This is a genomic window from Bacillus sp. JJ634 (genome assembly GCF_036962285.1).
In the GTDB taxonomy this organism is placed as follows: Bacteria; Bacillota; Bacilli; order Bacillales; family DSM-1321; genus Peribacillus; species Peribacillus asahii_A.
In genome coordinates, this window is record NZ_JBALMU010000139.1 from 1 (window position 1) to 11,738 (window position 11,738).

An 11,738-nucleotide genomic window follows, 5' to 3' on the forward strand; every position below is an offset into this window, starting at 1 on the left:
TCCGGGTGAATCGGTACACCGCTTTCCCAAGAATACCCTAATTCTTTCGTTAATTGCTCTAGTTCTGTAAAACAGCCATGAATGTCACCAATTATATCAATTTTCATAATTCACATCCTTTGTTTCATTTGTATAATGTATATGGTATTAGTATAGTGTTTTTTCATGAATATAAAACATAGATTGATTTTTACAGCATGAAAGGAGGGCAAGGCATGCTAGTGGAGTTAGAGGAGAAAGAAGCGACATTAATTAACGTAGGTTTATTAATAGAGGCTTTAAAAACGGAAAATCTCGATCAATTTCGAGCGGAGTTTACCGAGCTTCATCCATATGATCAAGCCCAGTTTTATACGCATATTTCTGAAGAGTTACGTGCTGTTTTATATCGCTATGTTGCACCGAAGGAAATGGCCGATTTATTTGAGAATATTGAGATTGATGAAGAAGATTATGAAAAGCTTTTAGCCGAGATGGATCCTGTCTATGTAGCGGATATGCTCTCGCATATGTATGCGGATGATGCGGCTGATGTTCTGCATGAGCTTAATAAAGAACAAGCTAGTAATTATTTAACGATGATGGATGATGAAGCGGCTCAAGAGGTTCAAGAGCTGCTTGGTTATAAAGAGTATACAGCTGGCAGTTTGATGACACCAGAGTTTATCTCTGTTGAAGCGAATGATACCGTATCATTTGCGATGAAAACCTTAAAGCAGGAAGCTCCAAATGCAGAGACGATTTACTATGTATTTGTAACAGATACTAACAAGAAGTTACTAGGCGTACTATCTCTTCGTACCCTTATCGTTGCTCCTGATGATGCCGTAATTGAAGACTTAATGGATGATCGGGTTGTATCGGTTCTAGTAACAGAAGATCAGGAAGAAGTCGCTCATAAGATGCGAGATTATAATCTTCTTGCTGTTCCTGTTGTCGATGAAAAACATCATTTGCTCGGTATTATTACAGTCGATGATATTATTGATGTAATGGATGAAGAAGCATCGGATGATTATTCTAAATTAGCGGGTGTGAGCGATTTAGATAGTGTCGATAAAAGTCCGCTTTCTGCAGCGAAAAAAAGGCTGCCTTGGCTTATTATTTTGCTATTTCTCGGGATGATGACTGCAAGCTTAATCGGTCAGTTTGAAGAAACGCTCAGTCAAAAAGCGATTTTAGCCGTGTTTATTCCATTAATTGGAGGGATGGCAGGAAATACAGGTACACAAGCCCTGGCTGTTGCGGTGCGCGGGATCGCGACAGGTGATTTAATACATGAAAACAAGTGGAAACTAGTTATGCGTGAAGCAGGGACAGGGCTGATCACAGGTGCCATTTGTGGTGTGGTCGTAACGGGCATTGTCTATGTGTGGCAACAAGATTTGCTGCTTGGGGCATTAGTAGGAGCTTCTATTTTTATTACATTAATTGTCGCGACACTGGCAGGTTCGCTCGTTCCTTTATTCATGCATAAAATGAAGATTGATCCAGCTGTAGCCTCAGGACCTTTTATTACGACGATTAACGATATTATTAGCATTTTAATTTACTTCGGACTAGCGACAACGTTTATGCATTATTTATTATAGCGATGAAAGAACGCAGCAGGCTTACCACAGAAGGGAAGGTAGGTCTGTTTGTTGTATTATCACAAAGCTAAAATATATAAAATAGTTTGTTTCTAGCACGGCATTTGTTATACTGAGTTTAGTATCAGGTACTAATAACTTGTATTAGAATATAGGAGGTCATCAATCCATGACTTTTTCATTAAAAGGAAAAACATATATCGTAATGGGTGTTGCAAATAAGCGAAGCATTGCTTGGGGAGTGGCACGTTCCTTACATAATGCTGGTGCGCAGTTGATCTTTACTTATGGTAAAGAGCGTACAGAAAAAAGCGTGCGAGAATTAGCTGCAACTCTTGAAGGAGCAGAGCCTTTGATTTTGCAATGTGATGTTACACAGGATGAAAGCATTGCTCATTGCTTCCAAACGATTAAAGAACAATATGGTGTCATTCACGGAATTGCGCACAGTGTAGCCTTTGCGAACAGAGAAGAACTTGATGGAGAGTTTGTTGATACAAGCCGTGAAGGGTTCTTACTTGCCCATAATATTAGCTCTTATTCTTTAACAGCGGTTGCTAAGGCTGCTCAAGATATGATGACAGAAGGCGGAAGCATTGTTACGATGACCTATTTAGGCGGTGAGCGAGTGCTGCCGAATTATAATATCATGGGTGTTGCAAAAGCTTCTCTTGAAGCAAGCGTTCGCTATTTAGCTAGCTCTCTTGGTAAGCATAACATTCGTGTGAATGCGATTTCTGCAGGCCCAATTCGTACTTTATCAGCTAAAGGGATTCGCGACTTCAATACAATCCTAAAGAAAATTGAAGAAGAAGCACCGTTAAGAAGAACGACAACGCCAGAAGAAGTAGGCGATACAGCGCTATTTTTATTTAGTGAATTATCACGCGGAATTACAGGAGAAAACATTCACGTTGATTCTGGTTATCATATTCTGGGGTAATAGGTAGTAGTGAAAAGAAAAAAGGGCCAAATAGGCCCTTTTTTCTTTTCGCTTATTTAATATTCTCGTCCCTTCAGGAGTAAATGAAGGAGCTCATTTTCGATTAATCCACTGGCTCCCGCAAAATAAGTGCTGTTTTTCCTTTCATAAGCTAATTTCTCTCTTACGTTCAATCTTATTTCAATGCTAACTTAAACAATGTTCCTTATTCCATTAAAAGAGCTTTTAAAAAAAGCGGGAGATTCGGGATTTCTGCTTTTATTTTTGATCTCCTTGATCTTGTTGTTGCCCAATTATTGGTGATAACTCCATTTTACCGGAATTTTTCAATTGAACGTTTATGGAAAGCGATTTAATTGTATCTTCCTCTAAAGGAATAAGTCCGTTTTTCTGCACCTTTTTCCATGTTTTATTGTCATCCCGATAAAGGGTTTCAGAAAGCCTAAATATGTCAATCTTTTGTTTGCGTGTAAAATGATAGGTTCTATAGACTTCAGCACGCATTGCTTGGTTAATTTCTTTTTTCAATCCTTTTACTGTTTCTTGTTCTTTTATCAGTTGAATATTCGCGTTAATTTTCAATTTTATATCAAAACGTACCTTTCCATCTTTATCCACTACAGGTTTGATTTTTAATTTTTTATCATAAATAAGAATAGAGACGTCGTTGTTCCTCCTCTTAGACAGGTATATACTATCACGAACAAATTCTTCATTAGTGATTCGTGCTCCGTTCATAATCTCCTTAGGTAAGATGCTTATTAACGTATTATCTGAGATGAAGGCAGCCTTTTCAATGAGCAGCTCCTTTTTCGGTCCATCTTGAGCAGTCCACTTTTTTGAAATTTGAAGAAGAGGTAACTGCACTTGATGAGGAGGTTCATCAAAATTAATAATAAGCTCTCTTAAGTCAATCGGCGGGATAAAGGAGCTTTGATGATAATTGTCATGCGGGTCACTTAACTTAGAAAATGCGAGTGAAATATTTTCAATCGGACTTACTAACATAATATCTTTAATTGAATCCTTTGTTGCAAAGAAATACATTCGATATCGGGTTTCACGAAAACGATCGAGAAAATCGGCTATATGGTCAATCGCGCCTGCTTTTATGGCCTGTTCAGAGAAAACAACAAAGGAAAGATGGCCTAAGTAAATTCGGCGATCCGATGTGTGATATAAATTAAATATTGCTTCTTCAAATGTATGTCCCTCAGCTCTCCCAACATCTGCTTTACTCGTTGAACCACCTGCACCACTTTCTGCTTTAGCAAGACTGCCTAAATTGACGATTTGTATATAGACAACGATTTTTCCATCTTTATAATCTACGCCAATTCCATTGGCATAGACAAGCCGTTCCGGTTCATTCGCATCCCAACAGCCCGATAACAACAAACTACATACAATCAAAAGCAAACATAGTTTCTTTTTTTTCATTGTTGTCCATCATTCCTTTGTTTAGTTGAATCTTTTGAAAAAAAAGTTCGAGCTCTTGTTGTGTCAAGTTTACTAGGTATTCGAAGTATCCCTTTGAAAATCGTTTTAATATTTAAGTTCGCTGTTATTTCTAAAAATGGCGTCCCAAGAATACGGATATTGGCAATAAACGTAATATAAAAGTGGAGCGCATAGAGAAATCCAAATAAACCGAAAAAAGATGACAATAGAATACAGCCAATTCGGAAAAGGCTGATGACCCCGATTAATGATTGATTCACTAGTGTAAAGGTGGCAATGGAAGATCCGGCAATGACGACAAGCATCGCCGGGCTTGTTAAGCCTGAACGAATGGCCGCATCCCCGATAATGAGTCCTCCTAGAACACTTAGCGTTGTCCCAATCGCTGAAGGCATTCTCATTCCGGCTTCCTTAAACAGTTCAAAGAGCATAAGCATAATAATCGCTTCTAATGCGGTAGGCAATGGGAGCCCGCGCCTTGCTTCAACGACTGTTGCTAGTAAAATTAAAGGAAGCTGGTCTTGATGAAACGTTGTAATGGCAACCCAAAAACCTGGTAATAAAGTAGCCATTAAAATACCTGTTAGACGAATTAGTCTTTCAAAAGAAGTAAACGCATTTGCATATTCTACATCTTCACTTGTTTTAAGGAGAAACAAGATGTTAATCGGTGTAATATTTGCATAAGCGACTCCATCGATAATGATTATGATTCGCCCTTTTAGTAAACATTGAACAGCAAAGTCAGGTCTTCCTGTGTAATGATGACGCGGCACGAAAGGAGAGGTTTTCTCAATCAATTCCATTAATTGATTGCCCGAATAAATTCCATCTACATCGATTGCCTTAATTTCCTTTATAAGAGAAGCTACCATATCCGCATTCGCAATCTCATCCATATAGAGGACGGAAACTCTTGTTAAAGTCCGCTTCCCTACTTCAAAATTTTTGATATGTAATGAATTGGTACGTAATCGTTTTCTAATTAATGCAATATTAACCGATGCATCTTCAATAAAATTATCTCTAGGACCTTTAACGGTTACCTCTGTTGCCGTTTCTTCTGGGTTTCGTTGTGGACGCTTGGCGATATTTATAGAGTACAAAAACTGATACTCGTGAAAGAAAATGAGTAATCGACCGGAATAAATATCAGCAAACATCGTTTCTTTATCTTTAACTTCCATGAGCTGTGGCAAGTAAAGAGATTCACAAATCATGTCTTTTGTTAAATCTTCTGTTGGATGTTTGTCGAAAAATAAGTTTAAACGTTCAAATACTAAAGCATTTAATAATGTGCTATCGACCATTCCCTCACAGCCAACTAAAGTGATTGTAACCGGCGCTGTAGGACGATAGGTGTTAGGGTTTAAAAACACATCCTCTGTTTGTTTAAAGGTTTTTCGCAACTCTTCTTCTGTGATTGAAAAGTTGGATGAATTTGTTTTCTTTTTCTCTTTAGTTTTCTCTGTTTTCTTTTTCTTTATTTCTTTCAATTTAAGTGGTTGTTTTTTCTTGATCTTGTACATAATTCATCCTCCTTTTTTTTCGATTTTTCATGAAGACGAACAAACCGATAAGAATGGATAAAGAGAAGAGGAAATAAAAGGTTAATGGCATGAAAACCCTTCCAATAAGATGACGAAGCACAATATCATTAGTTGGAATTAAATTAGCAGCGATGATGATCACTGAATAAATAAGCATGACCCATTTCCTTTTTTTGGCATCTTTTAATACTAGAACTTCTATTGCAAGAAATAAAAAGAACGTAATTCGAATGAAGGCACCGGTAATCCATTGATAGATGGATAAAAAGTCAACATGCTCAATAAATCTTCCAAGGGAGACAAGTCCCCATTCCTCAAAGGCAGGATATTTTTGCCGTGCCGCTTCTAATGGCCCAAACTCAATAATTGCGCCTATTAGTGGCCCAAGGATTAACCAAGCAAGAATGAAAACATTAATCGCAAATGTTTTATATGTTACTTTGCTATGGAGCTTATGTTGAAGAAATAGGAACGCAATTAATTCAACGAGACCAGATAATGGAAAAACCATCCCGTGTATAACGGGTTCAAACCCATGTTCCAGAATAGGTTTTAAAAGGGTGAAATCTTTGTGTTGAAAGTTTGCAATGCCTACAAAGAAACCAAAGACGATGACAGCCATAAGAACAAGTGTATTTACCATGACGATTGTTTGTAAACTCGTTAAAGCGAGAAATAAACATAGAACAACGAGTGAAATGATGAGAGCAAAACTAGGTGTAAAAGGGAGATAGGTAACAGCTGTCCATGAAACGAGTTCTTTCAAAGATATAGTACTTAAGAAAACGCAGAAAAGGCTAGTGAGTATAGATATTACCCTGCCAACTTTTTTATTGGTCTGTTCTCCAATCCACTCAAAAATGTTCTGTGGTGCGGTTGCTTTATAAATATATCTGAGTAGAAATCCCCAAATCAGGATAAATAGGACAGAGAATACGACAGACATCCAAGCGTCTCTTTTCCCTGCACTTACTAAATGGGGGATGACGGTCACATGGTTTTTTAAACCAATAGCGGTCATAAATAAAAAAGAAACTTGAAGGGTTGAAATGGTATCATATCTTTTCATTGCTAAAATACTCCCTTGTTCATCATTATTTTCTAGCCTATCCAAAGCGAGTATGATTATCCAATTTTGTCATGAAGGAAAGAAATGAAGCATACATTTGATACATAGTATAGAGAAATGAGAAATCTGTTTGCTTCTGACTTGATTTCACATCATCTGAGGAGGGACATCATGGGCGGTAATAAGGAAAGTTCTTCTGTTACCGATGGAGTGCAAACAGTGAATACGAAACAGCAGCGCTTTAGTAATGAAGAGATGATTGAGTTGTTACTACGACTATCGAAATATGCACGACAACCGGTATGTAAATTCACGATTGAAGGTCAAGTACTCGTTGGCAGGCTTGTTCATAAGCAGCAATCGATTCTTTTTATTAAACACCGTTTTGGGAAAAAGGCCATACCATATAAGATGGAGAACCTACAGGCAATTGATATTCTACACTTATAGGGGTTGGTCATATGTTAAATAACGAGAAAGGCAAGACTCAAGCGAAGCCGCGTATTTATGATGTGCGGCCAGAGAGTACAAAACAAGTATTTTCAACTCGAGACAGTCGTTTGCAGGAGCAGGAACAACGAGAAGAGAGTGAGCAAGAGAAGACGTTAAATAAAGAGGAAAAACTCGAAAAAATTAAACGTGAATTTGGTGTATATGAAGCGATGGCGGAAATAGAAAGGGAAATTCATACCGCTTCACAATGGATTGAACCTTATCGTGAACAAAAAAAGCCCGAGCCACAGGTGATACAGGAAGCACAGCCTGTTGTAGAAGAAGTAGTAAGTAAAAAGAAGAAGAGAAGACCAAAACAAAAACAAAAACAAGAGTCGGTCGCTGAGACAATTACTCGGCTGGCTCATTCAAAGGAAGAACCAAGGCCGACGTGCGTGGCTCATTTATTCGGTGAAGAAAGAGAGTTTGAAGTATTAGGGATACGCGGAGAAATGGTCAAAATTAGAATCGGTCGCCGCGTGCGCATTATTAGGCTATCGGATCTGGAATCAGTCAAAGTCATAAAGAGGTGAATGGATGCTTTTGCATGAAATAGGGATTACGGTTCTTCTTATATTAGGATTAGCAGCATTTCGATTAACGCGATTAATTGTGTTTGACAAAATCACAGAGCCTATGCGGCGCCCTTTCTTTAATGAAGTGGAGGAAAAAGATGAAGAAGGGAACGTTGCCGTTTATTTAGTTCCTAAAGAGCGGGGAATTCGAGGCTGGATCGGTGAATTATTAGCTTGCTATTGGTGCACAGGTGTATGGATGAGCTTATTGCTATTTGGCTTGTATATGAGTAAGTGGCCGGCAGGGGAATTTATCATTTTAATTCTAGCTATAGCTGCCATTGCTTCAATTCTCGAAGTTCTCGTTACGAAATGGCTAGGTGATTGACGAGACCAACTTGTCTCCTTTTTCATAGTATGAGGGTATAGGTAAAGAAAAGGAGGCGTTTTTGTTGAACACGAATAGACCGGAAGTATGGACCTACGCAAAACCAGTAAAAAAAGCAGAACCGACCAAAATCAAGAAGGATTGCGGATGTAATAAAAATAAAAAACAAACGTACTAAATAATAAAAGGCTGCTCCAACAATGAATTTTGGAGCAGCCTTTTTTATTTTTGATTTTGTTAAACACTATCGTTGATTATACAATCTTTGTCTCAAAGCAGTTCTTCTCATTTGCTCAATGCTTCTGCTAGACTGTTCTAATTACCGAATCCTACCATTCATAAAATGTGCTATAAACAAGAAAATAATAGATAGAATGATGATTTAGGAAGTGACAGGATGAAGAAGATAGTCATGGTTTGGATTGCTGTTTTATTAATGATAACGGGATGTGCCAATAAGGAGGGAGGAAAGAAGGATGAGTTAGTCTTAGTGGAGCGAACAAATCCAAAGCCGATGGACGTTATTTATGGGATGGACAACGACGACTATGGGAAAGAAAATCCTAATGAAGGACTAATTACCGATGTTAAGAAGACCGTAGCAAAGGATGAAGAAATCTATGATGTAATCGTTGTGAAAAAGGACAAAGACATTTTAGTAGCGTATAAAGTGAAGCATATGAAACGATTTCATATGAAAAAGATTGAAAAGAAAGTGAAAAAACAGTTAAACGATAAGTATCCAGATTTTCATTTTATTGTATCTAGTGACTATAAAATCTTCTTAGAATTATTTCGTTTAAATGAAATGTTGAAAGCAAAAGATGTTCCTGAGAAAAAAGCAAAGAAAAAATATGAAGAAATTATTAGCTTGCATGAAGAATTAACATAAGCGTAAGAAGGAAGGCGTTACTGTGTCAAAAGATCAAACAGCTAAACAGGAAGCCTATCAAAAATTGCAAAGCAAGCATGAGCTGAAGCGACCTGTTTTTAAAAACTGTGTGAAGGCGTTCCTAGTAGGTGGGATGTTTTGTCTAATTGGACAGGCGATTACGTATTTCTACATTTACTATTTTGATTTTACCGAGCAGACAGCTGGAAATCCTACTGTTGCAACGATGGTCTTCCTTTCTCTTTTATTAACAGGATTTGGTATATATGACCATATCGGTCAATTTGGTGGTGCAGGCAGTGCTGTTCCTGTTACAGGATTTGGAAATTCCGTTATATCAGCCGCAATTGAGCATCGTACCGAGGGCTTTGTATTAGGTGTTGGGGGGAATATGTTTAAATTAGCGGGCTCCGTTATTTTATTTGGGGTTTTTTCAGCCTTTGTCGTTGCGCTTATTAAAACGATTTATCTAAATATAGTTGGAGGGTAAACGATGCTAATTGGAAAGCAGTCATGGGCGTTTCAGAATAAACCCGTTGTTCTTGAAACAGGCGTGACGGGGGGACCGTTTGAATCCAATGGTGCCCTTCCTGAAGATTTCGATCTTTTATATGATGATTTATGGATGGGACAAGAGTCTTATGAGAAAGCACATCGGCTCTTAATGGAAAAGGCAGTCGAGATTGCTTTGCAAAAAGGAAACGTACAAAAAGAAGATATCCAATTCTTTCTTGCGGGTGATTTAACGAATCAAATTACACCGACAAGCTTTGCAGCAAGAACGAATGCGATTCCATATTTCGGATTATATGGAGCTTGTTCAACGTCGATGGAAGGGCTGGCACTAGCATCATTTATTGTTAATTATGGAGGAGCCCATCATGTATTAACTGGTGCATCCAGTCATAATGCAGCGGCTGAAAGACAGTTTCGTTATCCGACTGAATATGGAGGGCAAAAGCCGCCGACAGCTCAATGGACGATTACAGGAGCAGGAGTTGCCCTTGTCACTCGTTCAGAGGGGCTTACCGGTCAGTTTCCCTATGCCGTATCAGCGACGATTGGAAAAGTCATCGACATGGGGTTGAAAGATCCCTTTAATATGGGGGGAGCAATGGCTCCAGCTGCTGTGGATACAATCTTGGCTCATTTTGAGGATACAGGTCTAACACCGGACGATTACGATTTAATTGTAACAGGAGATTTAGGGGAAGTAGGAAGAGAGACAGCTTACGACTTATTGCAGCAAAAAGGATGTCAGATGGATAAGGAAAAGTTTCAAGATTGTGGATTGCTTATTTTTAAGCCTGATCAGCCTGTTCTAGCTGGTGGAAGCGGTGCTGGCTGTTCTGCTGTTGTTTTATATGGTCATCTTTTAAATGAGATGAAAAAAGGCAAGTATCAGAAAATATTAGTTGTTGCTACGGGAGCGCTTTTATCGCCGTTGTCCGTTCAGCAAAAAGAGAGCATTCCGTGCATTGCACATGCAGTCGCTATTGAATATGGAACAGTTTGTTAAACGAAAGGAGCTACATAGATGCTAGCAATGTTTTTTTGGGCATTTGTTGTTGGTGGACTTATTTGCGTTATTGGGCAATTGCTTTTTGATGTAGCCAAGTTAACGCCTGCCCATACCTTAAGTTTGTTCGTTGTTATCGGGGCTATATTAGATGGAGTCGGTCTATATGAACCATTCATTGATTTTGCCGGAGCTGGTGCAACGATTCCGATTACCTCGTTCGGTAACTCTCTCGTACATGGAGCGCTGCAAGAGGCGGAGCAGCATGGGCTTATCGGCGTATTAACAGGTATGTTTGAAGTAACAAGTTCAGGAATCTCAGCGGCCATTGTTTTTGGTTTTATTGGCGCATTATTGTTTAGACCAAAAGGGTGAAGCGAAATAGGCCTGCTTCATTAGTGACTAAGCCCATACATACTTTCATTCTCCTCATATGTTATGAGTAAGCTACGCGAGAAGCGAGGTGAATGAATATGTTCGGTTACGGTTTTGGCGGTGCTGGATATGGATGCCAAGGTTATGGATATGGCGGCTTCAGCGGAGGCTCTACATTTGTTTTAATCGTTGTGTTGTTTATCCTTTTGATTATTGTTGGTGCATCATTTTGCTAACACCTAAAGGGAATAGGTAGATAGCCTATTCCTTTTTGCGATTACATAAGAAGTTCAAGCACCTTTTTTTCTGGATGTCATAGGATAGGTACAGAAAAGGAGGTCTTAAAGAATGGATCAAAATCTCTTTAAGAACATTGAAAGCAAAACGGGTGTGAACATGAAGGATATCTTTGAATTAGCTAGCTCTCTTCAAGGTGCAAATTTCAAGGATGAAGCAACGGTACGAAATGTCATTAAACGTGTTTCTAAAATAGCGAATAAACCGGTTAATCAAGAAATGGAAGACAAAATTGTTCAATCTATTATCGCAGACGGAAAACAACTGGATTTCAGCACGATTTCGCAAATGATTAATAAAAAATAAGAAAAGCGGAGCCGGCTCGTTTAGATCACGTAGAAAATAGGGAGAGGCCAAAAAGGCGCTCTTTGCCTTTTAGGGACTCTTATCTTTTTCACAGTGATCTAGCCGGCGGAGCTGGACAATAAGAAAAGCGGAGGGCTTCTTTTTATCGGCGGTAAAATATATCGCAAATTTTATAGTTGGTCCATAAAAACGGGGCTATCCTAAAAGTCGTGAAAAATGACTTTCAGGATAGCCCCTCCGTTCAGTTGAACAATCATTTTCGTCAAATAATGCCTTCTTGGCGGTCTTTAAAGTGTGTTGAAGGACAAAATAAGGGAAACAAGCCAGGAAAAAGTCCTT

The 11,738-nt window shown here is 38.6% G+C and carries 14 protein-coding genes; 11 read left to right on the plus strand and 3 right to left on the minus strand.

All coding sequences use genetic code 11. The annotated features are described in order from the left end of the window. The first annotated feature begins 215 nt into the window (after window positions 1-215). Window positions 216-1,592 (plus strand): magnesium transporter, encoded by a 1,377-nt coding sequence (gene mgtE / locus V7068_RS18615; RefSeq protein ID WP_499714021.1) that lies wholly within the window; start codon window positions 216-218, stop codon window positions 1,590-1,592. 169 nt (window positions 1,593-1,761) lie between these two features. Next, the gene (gene fabI, locus V7068_RS18620) at window positions 1,762-2,535 is read left to right on the plus strand and encodes an enoyl-ACP reductase FabI (protein WP_499714022.1); all 774 of its coding nucleotides are present in this window, start codon (window positions 1,762-1,764) and stop codon (window positions 2,533-2,535) included. A 258-nt stretch (window positions 2,536-2,793) separates the two neighbouring features. Here the strand turns inward: fabI and V7068_RS18625 are convergent, their stop codons facing one another. The 3 genes from V7068_RS18625 to V7068_RS18635 are packed head-to-tail and all read right to left on the minus strand — an operon-like array spanning window position 2,794 to window position 6,615. Next, entirely contained in the window at window positions 2,794-3,975 is a 1,182-nt protein-coding gene (locus V7068_RS18625; RefSeq protein ID WP_499714023.1) for a Ger(x)C family spore germination protein, read from the minus strand. Beyond that, window positions 3,972-5,525, minus strand: coding sequence for a spore germination protein (locus V7068_RS18630; protein WP_499714025.1), 1,554 nt, complete (start codon window positions 5,523-5,525; stop codon window positions 3,972-3,974). The genes V7068_RS18625 and V7068_RS18630 overlap by 4 nt, the downstream gene beginning before the upstream one ends. Further along, window positions 5,494-6,615 carry a GerAB/ArcD/ProY family transporter gene (locus V7068_RS18635; protein WP_499714026.1) on the minus strand — a complete coding sequence of 374 codons (1,122 nt, stop codon included), beginning with the start codon at window positions 6,613-6,615 and terminating at the stop codon, window positions 5,494-5,496. Before V7068_RS18635 ends, V7068_RS18630 begins: the two co-directional genes overlap by 32 nt. A 171-nt stretch (window positions 6,616-6,786) precedes the next feature. Between V7068_RS18635 and V7068_RS18640 the strand changes: the two genes are divergently transcribed. The 9 genes from V7068_RS18640 to spoVIF all read left to right on the plus strand — a co-directional run bounded on the left by V7068_RS18640 (window position 6,787) and on the right by spoVIF (window position 11,399). Continuing rightward, window positions 6,787-7,065: a hypothetical protein gene (locus V7068_RS18640; RefSeq protein ID WP_252293571.1), complete on the plus strand. Its 279-nt coding sequence runs from the start codon at window positions 6,787-6,789 to the stop codon at window positions 7,063-7,065. A gap of 11 nt (window positions 7,066-7,076) precedes the next feature. Further along, window positions 7,077-7,640 carry a hypothetical protein gene (locus tag V7068_RS18645; RefSeq protein ID WP_499714027.1) on the plus strand — a complete coding sequence of 188 codons (564 nt, stop codon included), beginning with the start codon at window positions 7,077-7,079 and terminating at the stop codon, window positions 7,638-7,640. Between the two features lie 4 nt (window positions 7,641-7,644). Further along, on the plus strand, window positions 7,645-8,010 hold the full coding sequence (locus V7068_RS18650; RefSeq protein ID WP_499714028.1) for a DUF1360 domain-containing protein: 366 nt from the start codon (window positions 7,645-7,647) through the stop codon (window positions 8,008-8,010). 397 nt (window positions 8,011-8,407) lie between these two features. Continuing rightward, complete coding sequence (locus V7068_RS18655) at window positions 8,408-8,902, plus strand: YhcN/YlaJ family sporulation lipoprotein (RefSeq protein ID WP_499714029.1); 495 nt, start codon at window positions 8,408-8,410, stop codon at window positions 8,900-8,902. 22 nt (window positions 8,903-8,924) lie between these two features. Continuing rightward, window positions 8,925-9,392, plus strand: coding sequence for a stage V sporulation protein AC (spoVAC, locus tag V7068_RS18660; RefSeq protein ID WP_499714030.1), 468 nt, complete (start codon window positions 8,925-8,927; stop codon window positions 9,390-9,392). 3 nt (window positions 9,393-9,395) lie between these two features. Continuing rightward, the gene (gene spoVAD / locus V7068_RS18665) at window positions 9,396-10,421 is read left to right on the plus strand and encodes a stage V sporulation protein AD (protein ID WP_499714031.1); all 1,026 of its coding nucleotides are present in this window, start codon (window positions 9,396-9,398) and stop codon (window positions 10,419-10,421) included. Window positions 10,422-10,439: 18 nt separating this feature from the next. Next, entirely contained in the window at window positions 10,440-10,796 is a 357-nt protein-coding gene (spoVAE, locus tag V7068_RS18670) for a stage V sporulation protein AE (protein WP_127759415.1), read from the plus strand. Between the two features lie 98 nt (window positions 10,797-10,894). Beyond that, window positions 10,895-11,032, plus strand: a complete 138-nt coding sequence (locus tag V7068_RS18675) for a YjcZ family sporulation protein (RefSeq protein ID WP_127762453.1) — start codon at window positions 10,895-10,897, stop codon at window positions 11,030-11,032. Window positions 11,033-11,144: 112 nt separating this feature from the next. Further along, window positions 11,145-11,399 (plus strand): sporulation-specific transcription regulator SpoVIF, encoded by a 255-nt coding sequence (spoVIF, locus tag V7068_RS18680; RefSeq protein WP_499714032.1) that lies wholly within the window; start codon window positions 11,145-11,147, stop codon window positions 11,397-11,399. Window positions 11,400-11,738 lie beyond the last annotated feature (339 nt).

What these genes read in the sequence shown, in the direction of transcription:
- mgtE (WP_499714021.1), top strand. Translation starts at nt 216, where the DNA reads ATGCTAGTGGAGTTAGAGGAGAAAGAAGCGACATTAATTAACGTAGGT.
- fabI (WP_499714022.1), top strand. Translation starts at nt 1,762, where the DNA reads ATGACTTTTTCATTAAAAGGAAAAACATATATCGTAATGGGTGTTGCA.
- V7068_RS18625 (WP_499714023.1), bottom strand. Translation starts at nt 3,975, where the DNA reads ATGAAAAAAAAGAAACTATGTTTGCTTTTGATTGTATGTAGTTTGTTG.
- V7068_RS18630 (WP_499714025.1), bottom strand. Translation starts at nt 5,525, where the DNA reads ATGTACAAGATCAAGAAAAAACAACCACTTAAATTGAAAGAAATAAAG.
- V7068_RS18635 (WP_499714026.1), bottom strand. Translation starts at nt 6,615, where the DNA reads ATGAAAAGATATGATACCATTTCAACCCTTCAAGTTTCTTTTTTATTT.
- V7068_RS18640 (WP_252293571.1), top strand. Translation starts at nt 6,787, where the DNA reads ATGGGCGGTAATAAGGAAAGTTCTTCTGTTACCGATGGAGTGCAAACA.
- V7068_RS18645 (WP_499714027.1), top strand. Translation starts at nt 7,077, where the DNA reads ATGTTAAATAACGAGAAAGGCAAGACTCAAGCGAAGCCGCGTATTTAT.
- V7068_RS18650 (WP_499714028.1), top strand. Translation starts at nt 7,645, where the DNA reads ATGCTTTTGCATGAAATAGGGATTACGGTTCTTCTTATATTAGGATTA.
- V7068_RS18655 (WP_499714029.1), top strand. Translation starts at nt 8,408, where the DNA reads ATGAAGAAGATAGTCATGGTTTGGATTGCTGTTTTATTAATGATAACG.
- spoVAD (WP_499714031.1), top strand. Translation starts at nt 9,396, where the DNA reads ATGCTAATTGGAAAGCAGTCATGGGCGTTTCAGAATAAACCCGTTGTT.
- spoVAE (WP_127759415.1), top strand. Translation starts at nt 10,440, where the DNA reads ATGCTAGCAATGTTTTTTTGGGCATTTGTTGTTGGTGGACTTATTTGC.
- V7068_RS18675 (WP_127762453.1), top strand. Translation starts at nt 10,895, where the DNA reads ATGTTCGGTTACGGTTTTGGCGGTGCTGGATATGGATGCCAAGGTTAT.
- spoVIF (WP_499714032.1), top strand. Translation starts at nt 11,145, where the DNA reads ATGGATCAAAATCTCTTTAAGAACATTGAAAGCAAAACGGGTGTGAAC.